The organism is Pantoea sp. 9140 (genome assembly GCF_000745295.1).
In the GTDB taxonomy this organism is placed as follows: domain Bacteria; phylum Pseudomonadota; class Gammaproteobacteria; order Enterobacterales; family Enterobacteriaceae; genus Pantoea; species Pantoea vagans.
On the sequence record NZ_JQNO01000001.1, the window covers coordinates 3,328,343 to 3,350,198 of the forward strand.

A 21,856-nucleotide genomic window follows, 5' to 3' on the forward strand; every position below is an offset into this window, starting at 1 on the left:
GCGATATCGCGCCCTTTTTGCTTTTACGCCGTCTGTAATCTGAACTGCGCCATGGTTGCCTGAAGCTGATCAGACTGCGCTTCCAGCGACTGAGTCGCGGCGGTTGCCTGCTCCACCAGCGCGGCGTTCTGCTGCGCCGCCGCATCCATCTGCGTGACCGCCAGATTGACCTGCTCAATGCCACGGCTCTGCTCGTCGGAGGCCATCGAGATCTCTTTCATCAGTGCCGTTACGCGCATCACTTCGCCAGAAATCTCATCCATGGTTTCCCCGGCGCGCGTCGCCATCTCGCTGCCCTCTTTGACCCGCGACTGTGAATCACTGATCAACGTGCGAATCTCTTTGGCGGCGTTAGCACTGCGCTGTGCCAGCGTGCGCACTTCATTTGCGACAACCGCAAAGCCACGGCCCTGCTCGCCTGCACGCGCCGCTTCGACGGCAGCGTTGAGCGCCAAAATGTTGGTCTGGAAGGCGATACCGTCAATCACGCTGAGAATGTCGCCGATGCGATTGGCGCTGTCGGTGATCTCATGCATTTTTTCCATCACGTAGCTGACCACCTCAGCGCCGCGATCGGCAGTCTCGGAGACCGCGCTAGCCAGCTGATTCGCCTGCTGAGCATTCGTGGCGTTAAGGCGCACGGTTGCCGTGAGCTGCTCCATGCTGGCCGCCGTCTGCTCCAGCGAAGCGGCAGACTCTTCGGTGCGCTGCGACAGATTGACGTTACCCGCGGCCAGTTCACGGCTGCCGATGTCGATCTGCATACTCGCTTCACGCACCTGACTCACTGAGGTGCGCAGTGACTGCTGCATCCCGCTCAGCGCGTGGTTAAGTCGTCCCAGCTCGTTGTTACTTGACGGTGGTAACGCCTGTGACAGGTCGCCCAACGCGATCTGCTCAAGATGGACAATTGCCTGGTTCAGCGGCTGCAGCAGCATCCGGCGCAGCAGTTGCCAGGCGAGCACCAGCAGCAGCAGGGTTAATACCCCCGCTACGGCGATCAGGATTTTCATTTTGGTTTCGTTGTAGGCCGCCTGTGCGAGCTGGGCTTCGGTGACCTGTCCGGCGAACTGGCTGAAGTCTGTGACAGCTTTGTTGTAGCTTGCCGCCAGCGTCGCCAGGTTGCCTTCCAGCAGCTGGTAATATTCGTCAGTGTATTGCTTGTCCAGCGCGTCCATCATCGGTTTGATGCCCTGGTCGAGATAGGCTTTGTAACTGGCTGAAATCGCATCCGCCAGCATTTTCCCGTGCGCCGTCACCGTTCCGGCATCCACAAAGCGCTTCAGGTTTTGCTGTGATGACACCACATCTGCCTGCGACAGTTTTGTGACTGCCGCGCCCTCTTCCAGCATACCAATTTCAATTTTACGTACCGCCAGCGCCGCATTCGCGCGGGCCCGCATCAGATCTGAATTACTCTGGTAAAGACTGTTCAGCTCGATCCCCTGAATGCGATTGATTACATCCAGCGAGCGATTCCCTTTATTAATTGCCACGATACCCATAAAACTCACCGCCAACAGCAGCAGTGTCATAAATGCCAGCAATGCCAGCAACCCCGTGCGAAGTGATATCTGTTTCATCCTGATGATTTCCGTGTAAGAGAAAAGGCGAAATTTCCAGCGGCCCTAAAACGGAAGAGGTATCGGCAGTAACGCTCCGAAACTTTAACCCTGATTAGAGTTAACAACTTGATCATCACGGAAACATCGCTCAATCTGATCGCCGCCTGCCCGCTATCCGGAGAAAAGAATGAAATCGGGATTACTTCTGATGCTACTGTTCGTCAGTACGGCGACGATAGCAAAGGATTTGCCTTCAGACGCCGCACTGGATCGCTGCCTCAATGACGCCTCTGCGACCCTTGCGATGAACCAGTGCTATGCTGCGGCCACAACGATCTGGGATCAGCAGATGAATCAGCAGTACAACACACTGATGAAAAACCTGACCGGCGACGCTAAAAACAGACTGCGTATTGCACAGCGCGCCTGGCTGAGCTACCGCGACAGCTGGCTTGAGGCGAGCCGCAGTCAGCTGGCGACGCAGGGAACGCTGGGCAGCGTAGCGCTGAGTGCCCAGGGCCTGAGCCTGGTACGCAATCAGGCATTGATGTTGCAGTCACTGGCTTCAGGCAGCTGTGCTAACACTGATGACTGCTGATCGTTAACCCGCTTTTTCGCTGGCACAAGTCAGCGCGTTCATTAACCTTCAGGAAGAAACTATGGCTGCTTACGCTTCAACCCTCATTCTGATCGGCCTCGCCGTGTTGAGTTATTTCGTTCACAACAATGCGGTCACTATCTCCATACTGGTGTTGCTGGCAATTAAAATTACCCCGCTGGCGCAGTTCTTCCCCTATGTAGAAAAACAGGGCATTACCTTAGGCATCATCATTCTTACCGTGGCGGTGATGGCGCCGCTGGCTAGCGGCTCCCTGCCCGCCTCTGAGTTGCTCAAATCCTTTGCCAACTGGAAGTCGATTGTGGCCATTCTGGTGGGGATTTTTGTCGCCTGGCTGGGCGGTCGCGGCGTGAATTTTATGAGCATGCAGCCGTCGGTGATCGGAGGTCTGCTGATTGGCACGGTGATTGGCGTAGCGTTCTTCCGCGGCGTGCCGGTAGGACCACTGATTGCCGCAGGCATTGTTTCGCTGTTTGTGGCGGCTAAGTAGCGTTAGGGCGCATTCCGAAACGCCAAAAAGAGGGCATACTTTCAGAGTCAGTTGGCTATAATAGCCGACACTCAACATACGACTACTGAAGGAATGCCAGATGAGTTTGAACCAGGTGCCAGCAGGTAAAGACCTGCCAGAAGATATCTACGTTGTCATTGAGATCCCAGCGAATGCTGATCCGATCAAATATGAAGTTGATAAAGAGTCTGGTGCCCTGTTTGTAGACCGTTTCATGTCTACCGCCATGTTCTATCCGTGCAACTACGGCTACATCAACCACACCCTTTCTCTGGATGGTGATCCGGTTGACGTACTGGTTCCGACCCCGTATCCACTGGTCCCGGGCTCAGTGATCCGCTGCCGTCCGGTTGGCGTGCTGAAAATGACCGACGAGTCTGGCGAAGATGCCAAACTGGTTGCCGTTCCGCACACCAAACTGTCTAAAGAGTACGATCACATCAAAGATGTGAACGACCTGCCAGAACTGCTGCGTGCACAGATCACCCACTTCTTTGAGCACTACAAAGATCTGGAAAAAGGCAAATGGGTGAAAGTGGATGGCTGGGATAACGCCGAAGCCGCTAAAGCCGAAATCATCTCCTCTTACGAGCGTGCACAGAAGAAGTAATTCTGCTGCCGGTTTGTGAGTCGAAAAAAAAACACCGTCCAACTGGACGGTGTTTTTGTTCAGGCCTCTGGCTCCTCATCGCGCTTCAGCCAGTCACCACTCATAATGCGCTGGCGTCCTGCCACTGAGCGTTGATAGACATAAAGCCATGCACTGCCAAACGGCGTCTGAGTCAGATAACGTTTGTACTCTCCCCCTTTGGTGCGAAGCGCATCCAGCTCCGCAAGGGTTGAGGCATCAATGCGGTACACTTCACACTGTACCGCTCCATTGCCCTCTATGACGCCGGGATAATGCCCCAGACTGTAAAGCTCAAAGCCTTCAATCTGGTGATCACCCAGCCACTGCGCATTCGTCATCCAGTGACTGTTTCCCTGTTTGCGCCGTAAACTGCCGTAGACAATTATTCGCATTGCTAAAACTCAAACTGATAGAGCAAATCGAGAGCCTGATCCACACCGGATACGGCTTCCAGATAGAGCTTAGGCATCAGGCGGTAACGCAAGGTTAACGTCGCCAGTGAATCAAATATGCCAACACCGTATTTTACCTGCAGACCCGGTAGTACATAGCCACTGACCTGCACCTGCTGGCTGTCGCCAACACCCGCAGTATCAACGGCCAGATTACTGACACCGAATGTCTCCCCGATTTTACCCACAACCTGCCCACTTTGTGCAACCCCTAAGCCAACAAGGGCCGAAGTAAGGGCGTTACTGTCGCCGTCACTGCCCAGTCCCTGACCGCGCAGCAGGTAGGAAAGCGCTTCCTGCTGCGACATTGCCGGATCGGAGAAGACTTCTGCTTTCGGCTCATCAGCAAGGCCAGTGACGCGCAGACCGGCGGTGACGCCATCTTCAGTCGCATCCGGGTTACGGATAGCTTCCAGATTGACGTAAGGCTGATCCGGCGGACCGGCAAACTGCAGTTCACCTTTGCGCACAATCAGATCCTGACCGTAGGCGTGGAAACGACCGGACGGAATGTTGATCTGGCCATTCAGACCAAGCCCTGTCCTATCCTGTACCAGTTTAAGATCGCCATTCAGTTTCGCTTTCAGGCCAAACGCCGAGAGCCGCACATCGTTACCGACGTGGATCACCAGATTACTGTTAATCGGGATCGCGGCGGTTTGCGGTGCAATTGGCTTCAGCTGTTCATCCAGCATCACCTCATCCGACGAGACGCCAGTCGCGCTTTCCGGCACTTCCTGCACCGTGATGCGCGCCCACGGAATGTCGACCCGGCCATCAAGGTTAAAGGCGGCTGGCGTCGCTTCAAACACCAGATCCGGCGAGACATCCATACGCACCATTGGCGGCACGGTCACGCGAACCCGGCTGCCCTGCGCCGCAATGCGCGCACGCCAGTTATCAAGCTGACTCCAGTCCGCGTTACCGCTGAGGTTAATGTTGCCCTGCGCGGTCTGCACCAGCCCGTTCAGGGTCGAGCTCATGCCGTTGAACACCAGATTCAGGTTAGCGGCTGTGAGATCGACTGGCATAAAGTTGCCATCCACATCGACACCCGTCAGACCAAGCTGACCAAATACCTGCGGCTGCTGGATGCTGCCACCCAGACGCAGGCTGCTGTTCAGGCTGCCTTTGATCTTCTCACCCTGCATCAGCGCCGGATTGATCATCGCCAGCGAGATATTGCGGATATTAACGTTGCCGCCCAGCGTACGGCGGTTTTGCGGATCGTCGATCTGCACGTTGCCATCCAGCTGCCCGTTTTTGGCGATGCGGATCAGCCAGTCGAGCTTAGCACGTCCGTTTTGCAACGCGGCATTGAGGTTCAGCGTGTCGAAGGCGATCGGCAGGTTATTGCCCTGCACATCCTGCACCACTTTCACGCCGTTGCCTTTCAGCGCCACGGTGCCGGTCGGCAGCGCGCCGTCGGCCGTCCAGTTGACGCGCGCATCGCCGCTGAACAGGCCGCTGAGCTGGGTCGCATCCGGCATAAACGGCTTCACCATCGCCAGGTCAAAGCGATTCAGCACGACATGCGCCTTGCCTGCCGGCCCGGCTTCTACCGGCTCTGGTACACAAATCTGTGCATTCGGGTTCTGCCAGCAGTGCGGCCCGATGGTCGCCGTCTGGCGGCTATTGAGATAGTCGATGGCCATCGCGCGGGTCAGACGCCACTCGCCGACAGGCGTATCAAAATGGGTATCGTTCAGCGTGCCTCTCCAGCGTTCGGTCTGGCGATCGAAGCTGCCGTTCAGCGCCAGCTGGCCAGAGACCGGTTTGCCCTGCACATTCAGCTTCAGCTGATGCTGATGCTCGTTGCCGTCCGCATTCAGCGTCAGCAGGCTGATGTTCAGCGCATCCTGCTTCAGTTGCTCGACGCGCAGTTGCAGTTTACCCGCCACCTGTTCGCCGGAGCGCACGTCACCATTCAGCGTAACGCGATTGATCTGCATCTGCTGCCAGCGCAGACCACGGGCATTGAGATCGGCCAGCAGCTGTGGGGCTTTCAGGGTGCCACGCGCTTTGATAGTGCCGTTGACGACACCGCCCAGACCTGGCAGCGCATTGTCGAGCTGTGGCGCGTCGATGCTGGCATCAAGATCCAGACTATCGCCCAGCGCCCCTTTGACATCCAGATGGTTGCGTCCCAGCGCCAGCTTAATGCCCGGCACCGTCCACTGGTTGTAGCTGTTACCGGTCAGCGAGCCGTCAGCGGTCACGGCGTTCTGCTTCACGTTTCCTTTCAGTTGAAGCTGCGGCACACTCAGCTGCCAGCTGCCGCCATAGAGACTGCCGCGGGTGGTGATTTTTCCATCCAGCCGCGCCGGCCAGTCAGGATACTGTTTTGCGGTGTTGATCCCGGCCAGCGTCAGCTCACTGCGCCAGCTGATCGCCTTGCTCCAGTCCACCAGCGCGGTGAGGTCAATGTTGCCCTGCAATGCAGCCACGCGCAGGCAATCCAGGCTGAACTGTTCAACATTGCCTTTACCCGTCAGCGAGACAGTGGCTGGTGGTACGGACTGGCCCTTCACGGCGGTCTGCATTGACATCACATAGTCGGTGGCTTTGCCTTTGAACTGATAGTCCAGGTTATCCGCCTGATACTGAACCGGGCCGGTTAACGGCCAGCGCAGCTGCGGACTGGTCAGCTGCAGCGACAGCGGCAGTCCCGCCACGGCCAGTTGAGTTGTCGCATCCAGCTGTGCTTTCACCGGACCGGAAAGATTCAGTCCCAGCTTCAACTCGTCGCGCATTGCACCATTCAGTTTCAGCGCCAGCTTTTCGCCTTTGATCGGGTCGGTGTTAACCGTGCCGTTCAGGGTGAAATCGACCGGCCAGTTATCCGCCAGCGTCGCCTGTCCGCTGCCGTTGAGGTTGCCAAGATTCGAGTCCACTTCAAGCGTCGTCAGTTGCATATGACGATCGGCAGTTTTAACTTTCAGCAGTAACCGGCTGACGGAGATATCGGTGTCGCCGGTAATGCGCAGCTGTTCACCCAGAATCTGCTGCACCTCAATATCCAGCGGCAGACGGAAATCGGGCAGCGCAGGCAGCAGCGGTTGGGCAAACATCGCCTGCAGCGTTTCACCCAGCGGTTTCTCCGCAGGATGAGGCTGCTGAACCTTCGGCTCCACCACCTCTTCATTCACGACTTTCGCCGCTTTCGGCAGCGCAATCAGCAGGCTTTGAATATGGGTCGGATTCAGCGTCAGCGCGCGATCCTGCCATTGCAGGCCAGTAGTGAAGTCGAGCAGCGAGATCGCCGTGTCATCCACTTTGACATTGATGTTGTGCAGGCCAAGGTGACGCAGCGTAATCGGGTATGGCGTACTGAGGTTGGTGTTGCCACTTTCCTCTTCCGGCGCTGGCGCAGCAGGTGTCATCTTCTTACTGTCGACGACCACGCTGATATCACGCAGGGAAACATCGTTAACGCATACGGAGGAGTGCAGCAGGCAGTTGAGATCCACCGCCAGATGGATTTGCCCGGCATCGACGCTGACGCCTGGCATCTCAAAACGCAGACCGTTGAGCGTCAGGTTACGCCAGCCGCCATCAACCTGTCTGATGGACAGGCCGGGCACCCAGCGCGATGCCCCCTTCAGCACTAAATGCAGCCCCGGCGTGGTACCGATTAAAAATGCCACACCGCCCAACAGCAGTACCAGAAAGATCAGAATACCGATCAGGACCTTTTTCCACAGCTTCATAGTTCTGGCCCCAGCCCTACGTAAAATTGTAATCCATGTGCCTCGTCATCCCCGATGGGTCTGGCGATATCAAATTTGATGGGGCCAACCGGCGAAGACCAGCGCACGCCGACGCCCGCGCCGGTTTTGATATTGCTCTGTTTGATGTCGTTAACGGCTTCACCCGAGTCAACGAACACCGCGCCCCACCATTTTCCGGTGACGTTGTACTGATATTCCAGCGATCCGGTGGCGAGTTTGGATGCACCAGTGAGTTTGCCGTCGTCGTCACGCGGTGAAATGTTTTTGTATTTGTAGCCGCGAATACTGCGGTCGCCCCCGGCAAAGAAGCGCAGATCCGGCGGCACTTTGTCAAAGTCGTTGGTTTCGATCCAGCCAAGATTGCCGCGCGCCACAAAGCGATGGCTGTCGCCCAGCGTGCGGATCCAGACGTTCTGCGCCTGCAGGATCAGGAAGTCAACGTCTGAACCCCAGGTCGTATCCGAGACGTCCACCGAGTAGCGCTGTGAATCGCCCCACGTCGGCATCAGACCGCCCCGCGAACGGGTGCGGTTTACGCTGACGCCGGGATAGAGCAGCATCGTGGTGTTGGTCACGCTGCCCTGCGTAAAGTGATCCAGGCTCCAGCGCAGGTTAACTGCCTTCTGCCAGCCGCTACTGCTGTCCCAGTTGCGCGACATCGCCAGCGTCGTGGTGTCGGCTTTAGTGTCGTTGAGGTCGGTGCGCTTCAGGCCGCCAGAGAAGGTGTAGTACTGCTCCAGCGGGCTTTTCAGCAGCGGCACTTTGTAGCTGAGATCGACCTGCTGTTCCGGCGCAGAAACGTAGGCGCTGGCCGCCAGGCTGTGGCCGCTATCGTTGATCCACGGTTTTTTCCAGGTGCCTTTCAGGCGCGGACCGACATCTGTGGAGTAGCCGACACCGGTTTCAATGGTGTTTTCGGTGCGGGGCGACATCACGGCATTCAGCGGCAGGACTTTAGTCTGACGTCCCTTGCTGAACTCCGGCGCAACCACCACCGAATTAAACCAGCCGGTAGCGGAGAGACGACGATTCAGCTCGGCTAAATCGCGGGAGCTGTAGTAATCCCCCTCTTTGAACGGCACCAGGTTCTGCAGGTACTCTTCGCGAATCTGCGAACCCTGGAACGTGACGTCGCCAAAGCGATAGCGCTCGCCGCTGTCGTAATCAATATCCCAGAAGGCTTCCCGCCGCTCTACCGAGACGCCGAGCTGGCTTTTTTTAAAGGTGCCGTCGAAATAGCCGTTACGCAGCGCAAGATTTGAGAAGCCGCTTTTGAATTTGTCATATTGCCCGTGGTTAAGCTGCGTACCCACTTTGGGCCGTCCCTGCTTCACCCAGGCTTTATAATCTGCGTCATTGCGCGCATCGCCTTCGACCACGATGGTGCTGCCGCCGATTTTTACCGGTTCGCCGGGGGTGACATGGGCCACTAATACCGGGCGTCCGCCCTGCGCTGGCGCGGGGCGGGATTCAAAATCAATGGTGGGCTCATAATAACCGAGTGCGCGCAGCCCCTCTTTTATCGCAACAGAAACACGCGCACGAAAACGACCATCGTTAGAGACCTCATCGCTGCCGATGGTCGACAGGCGCGCCCTGACATTTCGCTGAAGATCCCCGGTTAAGCCGTCTACCTGTAATCGCACTGTCGCCGCCTCAAGGGCGGGCGCGGCAAGCAGCAGGCCAGCCATGCAATAAACATAAAATCGTGGCACCTGTACTCCTGTTAATCATGCCGGCCCCTTTTCCGCGGGGCACTTATTAATCATCTTTGCCCGCACTACCGCAACGGCAACACCCTCATCATAGCCGCACTTTATGGTAAACGGCGACGCAACGCTGACATCTAAGTCAAATAACAGGGTATTGTCGGTAAATGGGGATCGCGATACAACTCCCGAGGGGCGGAATGATCAAATCCGGATGACTCACTCAGATAAATCCGAGTCAATAACCGGCCGCTCTGGACGCAGATGCGGTGTGATGCGGCGGTTTGCCCTCTGGCGGCACAATGAGCGCTCCTGCTATAATCTGCCACCACAGGCATTCCGCCTGTTTTCATTTCTGCCCCGACATCTTTTTCCTGTCGAACAGGCGCAGACATTTTTGGCACGGATAGCTGTGATTCACGGATAAACCAACTCTGTTTGCGCTTACCCACGCTGCCCAGGCCAAAAATGACAAGTGGATAACCCTTTGGATCTCATATGTTAGATAGCTTGCTTGTCATTCTGTTGCTGATCGTAATCAGTGCCTTTTTTTCTCTGTCAGAGATATCGCTGGCGGCCGCCCGTAAGATCAAACTGAAACTGCTCGCCGATGAAGGCAATGTTAATGCGCAGCGTGTGCTTAAAATGCAGGAAACGCCGGGCATGTTCTTCACCGTGGTGCAGATTGGCCTTAACGCCGTCGCCATCCTGGGCGGTATTGTCGGCGACGCTGCTTTTTCACCGGTTTTCAGCGGCCTGTTTAACCGCTTTGTTTCACCGGAACTGGCGGAGCAGCTCAGCTTTATCTGCTCCTTCACCATCGTCACCAGCCTCTTTATCCTGTTCGCTGACTTAACGCCGAAGCGGGTTGGCATGGTCGCCCCGGAAACCATCGCGCTGCGCATCATCAACCCAATGCGTTTCTGCCTGCTGGTGATGCGTCCGCTGGTGTTTCTATTTAACGGCCTGGCCAACGTCTTCTTCCGCATATTCAAACTGCCGATGGTGCGTAAAGATGACATCACCTCTGACGACATCTATGCCGTCGTTGAAGCGGGTGCGCTGGCGGGCGTGCTGCGTAAGCAGGAGCACGAGCTGATTGAAAACGTGTTTGAGCTGGAATCGCGTACCGTTCCCTCTTCAATGACCTCACGTGAGAATATCGTCTGGTTTGATCTGCATGAAGATGAGACCAGCCTCAAGACCAAAATCGCTGAGCATCCGCATTCTAAGTTTCTGGTCTGCAGCGGTGATATCGATCATATCGTTGGTTATGTCGACTCTAAAGAACTGCTGCTGCGTGTGCTGGGCAATCAAAGTATGGCGCTGAACAGTGGCCTGCAGATTCGCTCTGCGCTGATTGTGCCGGACACGCTGACCCTCTCCGAAGCGCTGGAAAGTTTTAAAACCGCTGGTGAAGATTTCGCAGTGATCATGAACGAGTATGCGCTGGTCGTGGGCATCATTACTCTGAATGACGTGATGACCACGCTGATGGGTGACCTGGTGGGCCAGGGCATGGAAGAGCAGATTGTGGCGCGCGATGAAAACTCATGGCTGGTTGAGGGCGGTACGCCGATTGATGACGTGATGCGCGTGCTGGACATCGATGATTTCCCGCAGTCAGGCAACTACGAAACCATCGGCGGCTTTATGATGTATATGCTACGTAAGATTCCGAAGCGTACTGATTTTGTGAAGTTTGCTGGCTACAAGTTCGAGGTGGTGGATATTGATAGCTATCGCATCGACCAGCTGCTGGTTACCCGCATCGACGAACGACCGCCTGTGCTGAGCATGACGAAAAGCGAAGAAGAGTAGAATGACCGAGGGCCAGGTTCAGACTGTGAAATAAATAGTCTGACGGGCCAGACACTAAGGGCGCCATCGGCGCCCTTGATATTAGTTGAACTCAAGCTTGAGACGAACGACCTGGCGGTTAATTTCTGACATCACGCTCAGATGCTGTTTGTCTTTGACGCGCGGGATTAAGACTTTCCCTTTATCGAACTCAAACGCGCCAACGTCCTTGATATACAACCTTCCTTTGAACAGCGTTTTTACATATTTCGCTATTTGTAGCGGATTATAGCGCTGGAAGATCTTCATACTGACTAACTCCTGTACATTTTTAAAGCACGCTTCGCCGTTTCCAAATTTGGTTCCAGCCCATGAAGCGCGAATTCGCGATAACTATAGAACACTAAAATCGACTGGTGTTCCGAAAAGTGAATTTTTTTACTGAATTGACACATCATTACAGAACACTCTGTTATCAGGGTCATACAAGACAGTATAAACCTTCATTGGTTAAGGAATTGTGGTGTCCATAACAAACCTGACACCTTTCCATGACAGGCGCATCATCCCTGCTTACTATTGCAGTAAAATGACTGACTGGTCCGATCACTTAAGGAAATAGCAATGCGAAACATTCTGACCGCTGTGGCGTTGTCTTTGCTGATACCAGCAAGCGTGATGGCCCATGACCTCAGGCTGGGATCACGAGTCCCCGCCACTGGCGTCAACGATAAGGGCGAATTGTTATTACAGCAGGAGAAGTTTAGCTACAAAAACTGGAATAGCGCGCAGATCAGTGGAAAAGTTCGTGTGGTCCAGCATATTGCTGGTCGCTCTTCCGCTAAAGAGATGAATGCGGCACTGATAGAGGCGATCAAAGCGGCGAAGCTGCCACACGATCGCTATCAGACCACCACTATCGTGAATACCGATGACGCCATTCCTGGCACCGGCATGTTTGTTCGCAGTAGCGTCGAGACCAACAAGCAGCAATATCCGTGGTCGCAGTTTATCATCGACAGCAAGGGCAATGTCCAGCACGCCTGGCAGTTACAGTCGGGCGGTTCCGCCATTGTGGTACTGGATAAACAGGGCAAGGTGAGATTTGTGAAGGATGGATCGCTGACGCAGGATGAAGTGACAAAGGTGATGGCGCTGCTGGCCTCACTGCTGAAAGAGTAATCGCTGAAATCCCGGCGGTCACAGCGCAACCGCCGGGATTTCATCAGCCTGCAAATTCAGACAGCATTAAAACAAGGAGACGCGGAAGCCAGGATTAAGGAAGGATTCGCGTGGCGCGTAGTCCAGGGTTTTACCCTGCCAGTCATGCACATGGGCGCCAGCGGCCATCGCCACGGCGTGACCCGCGCCGGTATCCCAGATGTTGGTGGGCCCGAAACGGGGATAGAGCTGGGCTTTACCTTCCGCCACCAGGCAGAATTTCAGAGAAGAGCCGGTGGCGACGGTCTGATGTTCACCCAGCTGTTTCAGGTACTCTTTCATCTCGGCGTCATCGCCATGTGAGCGGCTCACCACGACCAGCGGAGGACGCGCGTCACGGGCATGAATCTGTTCACGCTGACCGCCCTCTTCTTTCCACGCTTTACCGTCTGCAGCGGCGTACATGACGCCCAGCACCGGTGCATAAACCACGCCCATCACCGGCTTGCCCGCTTCGATTAGCGCAATATTGACGGTAAATTCGCCGTTGCGTTTGATGAACTCTTTGGTGCCATCCAGCGGATCGACCAGCCAGTAACGCTGCCAGTGCTGACGCACCTCCCAGGCTGGGGGATCTTCTTCTGACAGCACCGGGATCTCTGGCGATAACTGCTTCAGGCCCTTCATGATAACGTTGTGCGCCGCAATATCCGCAGCGGTCACCGGTGAATCGTCCGATTTGTGAGAAACGTCAAGCGGCGCGGCACCGTTATAGACCTGCATAATCGCGTCGCCCGCTTCGCGTGCCAGTTGGCAGATTTGCTCTAACATTTTTCACCTCGTTGTGTCTGTCTGCTGCGGGATAGGTTCACCCCAGCTAGTGACATTTTAGCAGTTCAGCCTGCAGTGCTCATGTGCAGGCAGGGTGACCCATCAATTCATAGATATATCAATATCATAGTTATCCGACAATCGCCACGCCTGCGCTGCTGCGCCTTCGTCGTATAAGAATCCGCCGCTGGCTGATGCGTCAAAACGTTATATCCATCACGATTTAAAATGACTATCTGTCATGCTTTTACATTATTTTGAGAGCCTTAATTTAATTTGCAGCAGGAGCAAGCATGTTTAAGCCCGGAATGATGTTACTGGCCCTGAGCGTTTCCGTCGCAACCCAGGCCGCAACGGTAGATTTGCGGATACTGGAAACCACCGATCTGCATAGCAATATGATGGATTTCGACTATTACAAAGACACCCCAACCGCGAAGTTTGGCCTGGTGCGAACCGCCACGCTGATTCACGCCGCGCGCCAGGAGGTGAAGAACAGTCTGCTGGTCGATAACGGTGACATCATCCAGGGCAGCCCGCTGGGTGATTATATGGCGGCCAAAGGATTACGTGAGGGCGAGATCCATCCGGTCTATAAGGCGCTCAATACGCTGGATTACAGCGTCGGCAACCTCGGTAATCATGAATTCAATTATGGCCTGCCCTACCTGAAAAAAGCGCTGGCAGGCGCCCGCTTTCCTTATGTAAATGCCAACGTGATTGACGTGAAGAGCGGCAAACCGCTGTTTACCCCATACATCATCAAATCCACCACGGTGGTTGATCGCGACGGCAAAACACAGACCCTGAAGATTGGCTATATCGGCTTTGTGCCGCCGCAGATCATGGTGTGGGATAAAGCCAACCTGCAGGGCAAGGTGCGGGTCGATGACATCACCGAAACGGCACGCCGTTATGTGCCTGAGATGCGCGCGCAGGGTGCCGATCTGATTATCGCTATCCCTCACTCCGGCCTGAGCAGCGAGCCGTATCACACGATGGCGGAGAACTCAGTTTACTATCTCAGCCAGGTGGAAGGCATCAACGCCATCCTGTTTGGTCATGCACATGCGGTCTTCCCCAGTGAGGAGTTCGCCGCCATTAAGGGTGCGGACATTGCTAACGGCACGCTGAACGGCATTCCGGCGGTGATGCCAGGCATGTGGGGCGATCACCTGGGCGTGGTCGATCTGGTGCTGAGCAATCAAGATGGACACTGGCAGGTAAGCAGCGGCAAAGCGCAGGCGCGGCCGATTTATGATATCGCCGCGAAGAAATCGCTGGCGGCGGAAGATCCGGCGCTGGTGCAAGTGCTCGCTGACGATCACCGCGCGACGCGGGAGTTTGTGGCGAAGCCGATCGGTAAGTCCGCCGATGTGATGTACAGCTATCTGTCGCTGGTGCAGGACGACCCGACCGTGCAGATCGTCAATAATGCGCAGCGCGCCTACGTAGAGCACTTTATTCAGGGCGATCCGGATCTGGGCCGACTGCCGGTGCTCTCTGCTGCTGCGCCGTTTAAAGCGGGCGGACGTAAAAACGACCCATCGAGCTACACCGAAGTGGAGAAAGGCGCGCTGACCTTCCGTAACGCCGCCGACCTTTATCTTTATCCCAATACGCTGGTGGTGATGAAAGTCACGGGCGCACAGGTCAAAGAGTGGCTGGAGTGTTCGGCGGGCCAGTTTAACCAGATCGATCCGCACAGCAGCAAAACGCAGTCGTTGATCAACTGGGATTTCCGCACCTATAACTTCGACGTCATTGATGGGGTAAATTACCAGATCGATGTGACCCAGCCTGCGCGCTACGATGCGGAGTGTCAGCTGATCCACCCGGATGCTTCACGTATCCGTCAGCTCACCTGGCAGGGTAAGCCCGTCGATCCGCAGGCCATTTTCCTGGTCGCGACCAATAACTATCGCGCTTACGGCGGCAAGTTTGCTGGCACCGGGGATAAATACATTGCCTTTGCTTCGCCGGACGAGAACCGGGCAGTGGTTGCGGCTTATATCAGCGCGGAAACCAAAGCACACGGTGAAGTGCAGCCGAAGGCGGACAATAACTGGCGTCTGGCACCGATTACCTCATCCACCCCGCTCGATATTCAGTTTGAAACGGCACCGGGTGATAAGGCGACCGGCTTTATTCAGCAGCATGCACAATATCCGCTTCAGCCCAAAGGGACAGACGCGATTGGCTTTGCGCTGTGGCAGGTGAATTTACAGCAGAAATAAGGCGGGAGAAGACGCTGCAACCGGGTTGGTTGCAGCGTCCGGGTATTACAGAATTTCCAGCAGCTCAACTTCGAAGATCAGGGTGCTGAATGGCGGGATAGAGGCACCCGCACCGCGCTCGCCATACGCGAGGTTCTGTGGGATGACCAGTTCCCATTTTGAGCCAACCGGCATCAGAGTCAGTGCTTCGATCCAGCCAGGGATAACACCGCTGACCGGGAATTCTGCCGGTTCGCCACGGGCAACCGAACTGTCGAATACGCTGCCGTCGATCAGTTTGCCGGTGTAGTGAACGCGTACGCGGTCCTGACGTGATGGGATTGGACCTTCGCCCTGAGTAATCACGCTGAACTGCAGGCCTGATTCGGTGCTGCTCACGCCTTCACGCTGCGCATGTTCCTGCAGGAACGCCTGACCTTCTGCTGCCATGGCTTCGGTACGCTCACGACGTACGCCTTCCGCACGTTCGTGTACTTCACGCAGTGCGCGATGAACCACGTCAACCGGTACGGCCGGTGAGTTCCCTTCCAGCGCGTCGCGCAGACCCGCGAGCAGTGCTTCTGGTTGCAGACCCTGCAGACCAGATTCCAGCAACTGCTGGCCAACCTGTAAACCAATACCGTAACTTGCTTGTGCTTCGACGCTGTCGAAAGAAGGGGTAGTCATCTTCGTTCCTTTCACTCTCGGATAAATTCGAACCGGCAGCATAGCAGCGCAGGCCGCTGGCGTAAAATGCCCTGCGTCGCAGATGACTTTTGCGGGGGAAAGAGAAACAATAGAGCCGTCAAATTTATCAATGCTGGCAGGCACTTCGCGCCGGTATTGCCCATACTATAACTATCGATGGGGATCATCCCGTCTGTAGCACCTGAATAAGAGAGCAAACATGGGCCAGATTGCCCCACGACGCCGCAGGATGCGTGCACAACATATTGTATCCCGGCTGCAGAGCTGGCTGGCCGCACGCAGGCCACAGCAGCCTGCCGGAGAGGAGAAACCCCGAATGGCTTCAGACGCGTCATCCCGCCTGCCGACATGGCTTCAGCGTATCTGGCATTTTACCGACCACATTCGCTGGATGGACCCGCTGCCTGCGCCGCACCGTCGGGGCATCGTTGCCGCTCTGCTGGTGATGCTGGTGGCGTTTCTCTGGCCCGCCAGTACATTGCGCTATCCGGTTGAGCAGCCTGTCGCACCGCAGGCTGAGAAAGAGGTGCCGATGCAGGCGGATATTTATGAAAACAACGGTACCCGTCAGCCTTCATCCTCGCAATCTCAGCAGACGCCAAAAGCCGATTCTCAGGGGGAATGGCGTAACCTGACCATTGCATCCGGTCAGACGCTGGCGCAGCTGTTTCGTGACAATAGTCTGCCGGTCAATGATGTGTTTGCGATGGCGCGGGTGGAAGGCAGCGATCAGCCGCTCAGCACACTGAAAAGTGGCCAGCAGGTTAAAATCCGTCAGGATGCGCAGGGCGTGGTAACAGGACTGACCGTGGATGGCGCTAACGGCCCGGTGCTGTTTACCCGTCAGCCCGATGGCAGCTTTATTCGCGCGCAGTAACGCGAACAGTGCCTGGAGAAAGGCATAAAAACAAAAACGCCGGCACAGGGCCGGCGTTAATGTCGTGCTCAGTTAATCAGGATTAACCAGCAACAACTTTCACGTTCAGTTTAGCGAAGACTTCGCTGTGAACCTGGAAGCTTACTTCATGCTCACCGGTAGTGCGCAGAACGCCGTTTGGCAGACGAACTTCGCTCTTAGCCACTTCAACCCCTGCTGCAGTCACTGCATCAGCGATGTCGCGGGTACCGATTGAACCGAACAGTTTACCTTCATCGCCTGCTTTAGACGTGATGGTTACCGTGCCCAGTGCATTGATTTTCTCAGCGCGAGCAGTTGCTGCAGACTGAACGTCAGCCAGTTTGGCTTCCAGTTCAGCACGGCGTGCTTCGAAGAACTCAACGTTTTTCTTAGTAGCAGGAACAGCTTTGCCCTGTGGTACTAAGAAGTTACGAGCGTAGCCCGCTTTAACGTTAACCTGATCACCCAGGGTGCCAAGGTTTGCTACTTTATCAAGCAGAATAACTTGCATTACCTTATCCTCTTAAAGTCGTTAATGGACAGTTGCCGATTACTGATGACGATCAGTGTACGGCAGCAGAGACAGGTAACGCGCGCGCTTGATGCAGCGAGCCAACTGACGCTGGTATTTTGCACGAGTACCGGTGATACGGCTCGGGACAATTTTACCGCTTTCGGTAATGTAGTTTTTCAACGTTGCGATGTCTTTGTAATCGATCTCAACAACGCCTTCCGCGGTGAAACGGCAGAACTTGCGACGACGGAAATAACGTGCCATTAGGCTAGTCTCCAGAATCTATCAATTCAATCTGCTCGGCATGGAACACCACTTTGCTCTGGCCATTTCGTGCCTGATGGCAACTAATGAAACCGTCGAGTGTGAGTTGCGTGCCGACCGTTATATGTTGAGTAATCACCTGATGGGCGCTGCCGCTAATAATAACAGGCATACGACACCAGGCTTGCCGGTGAAACCCGGCCTCCTCCTGCACTGAGCGGTGCTCAAGCACGAACTGACAGTGAGGAATTCCTGACGGGCTAACTCTTCGAACCGGTGTCCTGCACACAGTGCCAGACAGGCGAAGCCGATTGACCGTCACGATGGATTACTCTTCAGAATCCCCAGCATCTGACTCATCAGCGGATTCGTTAGCAAAATCTTCGCGACGATCACGACGCTCATCTTTCGCTTTAACCATCGGCGATGCTTCAGTTACCGCGTTTTTAACGCGCATAACCATGCTACGGATAACGGCGTCGTTGAAGCGGAAGTTCGTTTCCAGCTCATCGATCGCTTCCTGCGGCGCTTCAACGTTCATCAGAACGTAATGCGCTTTGTGCAGTTTGTTGATCGGGTAAGCCAGCTGACGGCGGCCCCAGTCTTCCAGACGGTGAATCGTGCCTTCTGCACCAGTGATAGCACCAGTGTAACGCTCGATCATGCCAGGAACCTGTTCGCTCTGGTCAGGATGAACCATAAATACGATTTCGTAATGACGCATCGAAATTGCTCCTTACGGATTATTCAGCCTCCTGTCGGGGTCAACCGCGGCCCATGGAAGCAAGGAACGTTATAGGCTGTGTCCCACAAAGGTTCGCTGTGACGAGCGCTTGTGGGACACAGCCTGAGAATGCGGCTGAAAAATTGACGCGTAATCATACTGGCGACGGCCCCTGAACTCAAGCGCACATTTAAACAAATTGCCGGCAGCGTGCCAGATACCGTGGCTTTTTGTGCTAATGATGTGAATACAGCGGGTTAATACCGCTTTGTTCAAAAACGCTGACAGAAAGGTTCAGAGGAACGATCTGGCGATAATATGCTCAGTCGCTAAACTGAATAAAGACGCGACGGTTCGCTTAGTGGCGTCATTCAGAGTGTGTTCCCTGAAGTGAGGAGTCGGGCATGAAAACGTTCGTCATCGCCACTTTACTGGGTCTCTTCCTGTCTCCACCCGCTCTTGCCAGCTATGCTGACTGTGCGCAGCAGATGAGAAGTCACAGCAGCGAAGCGGCATCGGGTTATGTCTACGTTAACCGGCTGGATACGCCGGAAAGAAACCCGGTTAATGCACCTGCCAGAACAGCAGAAAAATCGTCTGCACACTGGTAAGGGCCGGTAAGTTTACGGGCGGCAGAGTCCTTCTCCGCCCGTTCATTGTTTAAAGCTTATTTTTAAAAAATCTGACCAGCGCCGTTAAGGCGGATGGGGTGATCTTATGCCCAATCTGCTTTTCTGACAGTGAGGTCAGATGCTGCGCCAGCCCGTTTTCACGCAGTGTGCGCTCCAGTCGTACGCTCTCCGCCCAGGGCACCACCTCATCCGCCTCGCCATGCCACAGCAGCAGCGGACGGTTTGCCAGTGCCTCCAGATGGTTGCAGGGATCATAGTCCGCCAGCGGGGCCATGCGGGCCGCAAACTGCGCCTTTTGCTCCGGCGTGTCAGCCATCAGCGGCGGAAACAGCGACTCGCTGAGCTGCATAAAATAGCCCGATCCCATCATGCAGGCGACGCTCTGAATCTGCGGATAACGTGCCATCGCACCCAGCGCCGTCATGCCGCCCATTGACGCACCCGCCACCGCGAAATGTCCGTCAGCGATCAGACTCTTATTATGCAGCGCAGTCTCCAGCAGCGGCAGCTCATCAATGTTCTGCTTCAGAATCTCCCAGAAGCGCCCCAGGCGTGCTTCGGCGTCACCGTGATAACGCGCGCCGTGCAGCTCGGCATCCGGCATAACTGCCCGAAATCCCGCCTGCGCCAGCGCAACGGCGAAGTAGGCGTAGACCTCTTTTGATGAGGTGAAGCCGTGATAAAACAGTATGGTCGGCAGTGGCTGATGCCGCTGTCCGGCAGGCGTAGCATGCAGGCATTCGATACCAGCCAGCGTTTCTGTGGTGAGTTCAATCATGGTCTCTCCTGAGCAGGGGCAAGGCGTGCCGTTCAAGTGTACGTTCTGCGGGTTAATTTGCGAAATTCCCCGCTGCGCTTAGTTATGCTTTTCCACGCTAAACTTTTTCCGCAGCGTGCCGTTGATCGTGTATTCCCCTAACTTGATCAAAGGTAATTTATGAAGCGTCTCTCTCTCAGCGGACTGAGTCTCGGAGTTAAGCTGTCTGTACTGACGTCTCTCAGCGTAGCGCTGCTGTTGCTGGTACTGACACTGACTCAAAGCCACAACGCCTCGCGCCAGCTGGAAAATCTCGCCATTGATGACATGCACAATCAGGTGCAGGGCATCAGTGAAATGGTCACGATGTTCAATGCCACTCTCACCGAAGAGGTGTCTCATTACACCAGCCTCTTTACCAGCTTTCTGCCTAAGCGCTTTAGCCTGGATGAAAGCTCGCGGGTGCAGGTCGGTGCCTTTTCGACGCCCGTGCTGCGCGCCGGGTTAAAAACGCTGAACCTCGACCAGAGCGCCGTAGACGATTTCACCGAACGTACCGCCGCCGTGGCGACCATTTTTGTGCGCGACGGCGACGATTTTATCCGTATTTCCACCTCCCTGAAAAAGCAGGATGGCAGCCGCGCGATTGGTACGCAGCTTGACCGCGCTGGTGCCGCTTGGAAAAGCGTTCATCAGGGCGAAGTCTATCAGGGGCTGGCGACACTGTTTGGCCATCGCTACATCACCCAGTATCAGCCGGTAAAAGATGAGAGTGGCAAGGTCGTTGCCATCCTGTTTGTCGGCGTAGGCATTGATAAGCAGTATGCCCTGATGCGCGAGAAGATTCTGGCGCGCCGGCTGGGCGACAGCGGCCATTTCTATGTGCTCAACGGCACGCCCGGCAAGAATCAGGGCGAGTATCTGTTCGATCAGCACAGCGAAGGGAAACGGCCAGACTGGGATAACGCGACACTGCAGCCGCTGCTGACGCAGTCGCAGGGCATGCAGCAGGTGGAGATTAACGGCGAGCAGCAGATGCTGGCATGGCAGCAGTTGCCGGGCTGGAACTGGGTGATTACCGGTGAAGTTAACCGTGCCAGCCTGCTCGCCCCGATTACCCACAGCCGTAACCTGTTCCTGATTACCGGACTGATTCTGGTAGTGATCTTCGCGCTGGGCTTTGTCTGGTACAGCCGTCGGGCGATTACCCGTCCGCTGCAGCAGGTGATCCATCTGGCGGAGCAGTATGCCGCCGGAAATCTGCAGGTCCATATGGATACCCGCCGTCGTGATGAAGTCGGTCAGTTGATTATTGCGATTAACGGCATTGGCGATGGGCTGGAAAAAATCGTCGGCCAGGTGCGTGGCGCAGCGCAGGAGATCAGCGACGGCACGGACACCATCGCGGCCAGCAGCCATAACATCAGCGAGCAGATCGGACGTCAGGCCAGCAGCGTGGAGCAGACCTCAGCCAGCATGGAGCAGTTTGGTGCCACGGTCGAACACACTGCTGACAGCCTGCGTCAGGCGATGTCACTGGTGGCCGAAGCCAGCGATATCGTCAGTCATGGCAGCCAGACGGTGGTGCGCTCGGTCAACACCATGTCAGCCATTAAGGTGTCATCGCAAAGCATTGCGGATATCACCCATGTGATTGAGTCGATCGCCTTCCAGACCAATATTCTGGCCCTGAATGCGGCCGTTGAAGCGGCCCGAGCCGGTGAACAGGGCCGTGGCTTTGCCGTGGTGGCCGCAGAAGTGCGTGCGCTGGCACAGCGTTCCGCGCAGGCCGCCAAGGAGATAGATGGACTGATTGCCACCTCCATCACCAATGTGGCGGAGGGCCACCAGCTCTCTGAGCAGACGCGCGATGCGATGACCGACATTGTGACCCACATCGAACAGGTGCAGGCGCTGATGGGCGAGATCAACGTGGCAGCACAGGAGCAGGCGGCGGGTATCGGCCAGGTGAATCTGGCGATGAACCAGATCAGCCAGGCGACCCATCAGAACAGCGAACTGGTGGCACAGGCAGAAAACAGCGCACAGAACCTGAGTGATAAAGGGCATCACCTGACCCAACTGGTCAGCGTTTTCAGCCTTAAATCCTGACGTCATTCAGGACGATGACAT

21 protein-coding genes are annotated in these 21,856 nt (G+C 55.7%); 9 read left to right on the forward strand and 12 right to left on the reverse strand.

What is annotated here, in order from left to right:
* Positions 1-23: 23 nt before the first annotated feature.
* The gene (locus FA92_RS15385; protein ID WP_033784103.1) at positions 24-1,583 is read right to left on the reverse strand and encodes a methyl-accepting chemotaxis protein; all 1,560 of its coding nucleotides are present in this window, start codon (positions 1,581-1,583) and stop codon (positions 24-26) included.
* Positions 1,584-1,752: 169 nt separating this feature from the next.
* Here FA92_RS15385 and FA92_RS15390 point away from each other — a divergent pair, with 169 nt between their 5' ends.
* From FA92_RS15390 to ppa, 3 genes are all read left to right on the forward strand, one after another.
* Positions 1,753-2,163 (forward strand): lysozyme inhibitor LprI family protein, encoded by a 411-nt coding sequence (locus FA92_RS15390; protein ID WP_033784104.1) that lies wholly within the window; start codon positions 1,753-1,755, stop codon positions 2,161-2,163.
* Between the two features lie 61 nt (positions 2,164-2,224).
* A complete protein-coding gene (locus tag FA92_RS15395) occupies positions 2,225-2,674 on the forward strand; it encodes a DUF441 domain-containing protein (RefSeq protein ID WP_033784105.1) in 450 nt (149 codons plus the stop codon).
* A 100-nt stretch (positions 2,675-2,774) separates the two neighbouring features.
* Positions 2,775-3,305 (forward strand): inorganic diphosphatase, encoded by a 531-nt coding sequence (gene ppa / locus FA92_RS15400; protein ID WP_003855519.1) that lies wholly within the window; start codon positions 2,775-2,777, stop codon positions 3,303-3,305.
* Positions 3,306-3,364: 59 nt separating this feature from the next.
* Here ppa and FA92_RS15405 read toward each other — a convergent pair whose 3' ends face one another.
* Genes FA92_RS15405 through FA92_RS15415 form a run of 3 tightly spaced genes read right to left on the reverse strand, consistent with a single transcriptional unit; the run spans position 3,365 to position 9,200 of the window.
* Positions 3,365-3,718: a gamma-glutamylcyclotransferase gene (locus FA92_RS15405; RefSeq protein ID WP_013359161.1), complete on the reverse strand. Its 354-nt coding sequence runs from the start codon at positions 3,716-3,718 to the stop codon at positions 3,365-3,367.
* A 2-nt stretch (positions 3,719-3,720) separates the two neighbouring features.
* Complete coding sequence (locus tag FA92_RS15410; protein WP_033784106.1) at positions 3,721-7,488, reverse strand: translocation/assembly module TamB domain-containing protein; 3,768 nt, start codon at positions 7,486-7,488, stop codon at positions 3,721-3,723.
* Positions 7,485-9,200, reverse strand: coding sequence for an autotransporter assembly complex family protein (locus FA92_RS15415; RefSeq protein WP_179291186.1), 1,716 nt, complete (start codon positions 9,198-9,200; stop codon positions 7,485-7,487). The genes FA92_RS15410 and FA92_RS15415 overlap by 4 nt, the downstream gene beginning before the upstream one ends.
* Before the next feature lie 516 nt (positions 9,201-9,716).
* Between FA92_RS15415 and FA92_RS15420 the strand changes: the two genes are divergently transcribed.
* On the forward strand, positions 9,717-11,039 hold the full coding sequence (locus FA92_RS15420) for a hemolysin family protein (protein ID WP_013359164.1): 1,323 nt from the start codon (positions 9,717-9,719) through the stop codon (positions 11,037-11,039).
* 81 nt (positions 11,040-11,120) lie between these two features.
* On the opposite strand, the gene FA92_RS15425 is transcribed toward FA92_RS15420, so the two are convergent.
* A complete protein-coding gene (locus FA92_RS15425; RefSeq protein WP_003855513.1) occupies positions 11,121-11,327 on the reverse strand; it encodes a DUF1107 domain-containing protein in 207 nt (68 codons plus the stop codon).
* A 315-nt stretch (positions 11,328-11,642) separates the two neighbouring features.
* Here FA92_RS15425 and FA92_RS15430 point away from each other — a divergent pair, with 315 nt between their 5' ends.
* The gene (locus FA92_RS15430) at positions 11,643-12,200 is read left to right on the forward strand and encodes a YtfJ family protein (protein WP_033784107.1); all 558 of its coding nucleotides are present in this window, start codon (positions 11,643-11,645) and stop codon (positions 12,198-12,200) included.
* 66 nt (positions 12,201-12,266) lie between these two features.
* Here the strand turns inward: FA92_RS15430 and cysQ are convergent, their stop codons facing one another.
* Positions 12,267-13,010 carry a 3'(2'),5'-bisphosphate nucleotidase CysQ gene (cysQ, locus tag FA92_RS15435; RefSeq protein WP_033734032.1) on the reverse strand — a complete coding sequence of 248 codons (744 nt, stop codon included), beginning with the start codon at positions 13,008-13,010 and terminating at the stop codon, positions 12,267-12,269.
* Positions 13,011-13,303: 293 nt separating this feature from the next.
* On the opposite strand from cysQ, the gene FA92_RS15440 reads away from it, so the two are divergent.
* Positions 13,304-15,247, forward strand: coding sequence for a bifunctional 2',3'-cyclic-nucleotide 2'-phosphodiesterase/3'-nucleotidase (locus FA92_RS15440; RefSeq protein ID WP_033784108.1), 1,944 nt, complete (start codon positions 13,304-13,306; stop codon positions 15,245-15,247).
* A 45-nt stretch (positions 15,248-15,292) separates the two neighbouring features.
* Here the strand turns inward: FA92_RS15440 and fklB are convergent, their stop codons facing one another.
* Positions 15,293-15,913: an FKBP-type peptidyl-prolyl cis-trans isomerase gene (gene fklB, locus FA92_RS15445; RefSeq protein WP_010256433.1), complete on the reverse strand. Its 621-nt coding sequence runs from the start codon at positions 15,911-15,913 to the stop codon at positions 15,293-15,295.
* 220 nt (positions 15,914-16,133) lie between these two features.
* On the opposite strand from fklB, the gene FA92_RS15450 reads away from it, so the two are divergent.
* Positions 16,134-16,811 carry a LysM-like peptidoglycan-binding domain-containing protein gene (locus FA92_RS15450; protein ID WP_156105718.1) on the forward strand — a complete coding sequence of 226 codons (678 nt, stop codon included), beginning with the start codon at positions 16,134-16,136 and terminating at the stop codon, positions 16,809-16,811.
* An 82-nt stretch (positions 16,812-16,893) separates the two neighbouring features.
* Here FA92_RS15450 and rplI read toward each other — a convergent pair whose 3' ends face one another.
* From rplI to rpsF, 4 genes are read right to left on the reverse strand one after another with little or no spacing between them, the layout of a single operon-like run.
* The gene (gene rplI, locus FA92_RS15455) at positions 16,894-17,343 is read right to left on the reverse strand and encodes a 50S ribosomal protein L9 (protein ID WP_003855506.1); all 450 of its coding nucleotides are present in this window, start codon (positions 17,341-17,343) and stop codon (positions 16,894-16,896) included.
* 39 nt (positions 17,344-17,382) lie between these two features.
* Positions 17,383-17,610 (reverse strand): 30S ribosomal protein S18, encoded by a 228-nt coding sequence (gene rpsR, locus FA92_RS15460; RefSeq protein ID WP_002210155.1) that lies wholly within the window; start codon positions 17,608-17,610, stop codon positions 17,383-17,385.
* A 4-nt stretch (positions 17,611-17,614) separates the two neighbouring features.
* Positions 17,615-17,932, reverse strand: coding sequence for a primosomal replication protein N (gene priB / locus FA92_RS15465; protein WP_013359169.1), 318 nt, complete (start codon positions 17,930-17,932; stop codon positions 17,615-17,617).
* A gap of 6 nt (positions 17,933-17,938) precedes the next feature.
* Positions 17,939-18,334: a 30S ribosomal protein S6 gene (gene rpsF / locus FA92_RS15470; protein WP_003855334.1), complete on the reverse strand. Its 396-nt coding sequence runs from the start codon at positions 18,332-18,334 to the stop codon at positions 17,939-17,941.
* 404 nt (positions 18,335-18,738) lie between these two features.
* Here rpsF and FA92_RS15475 point away from each other — a divergent pair, with 404 nt between their 5' ends.
* On the forward strand, positions 18,739-18,945 hold the full coding sequence (locus FA92_RS15475) for a hypothetical protein (RefSeq protein ID WP_013359170.1): 207 nt from the start codon (positions 18,739-18,741) through the stop codon (positions 18,943-18,945).
* Between the two features lie 49 nt (positions 18,946-18,994).
* Here FA92_RS15475 and yjfP read toward each other — a convergent pair whose 3' ends face one another.
* On the reverse strand, positions 18,995-19,744 hold the full coding sequence (yjfP, locus tag FA92_RS15480) for an esterase (protein WP_033784109.1): 750 nt from the start codon (positions 19,742-19,744) through the stop codon (positions 18,995-18,997).
* A 159-nt stretch (positions 19,745-19,903) separates the two neighbouring features.
* Here yjfP and FA92_RS15485 point away from each other — a divergent pair, with 159 nt between their 5' ends.
* Positions 19,904-21,835, forward strand: a complete 1,932-nt coding sequence (locus FA92_RS15485; RefSeq protein WP_033784110.1) for a methyl-accepting chemotaxis protein — start codon at positions 19,904-19,906, stop codon at positions 21,833-21,835.
* Positions 21,836-21,856 lie beyond the last annotated feature (21 nt).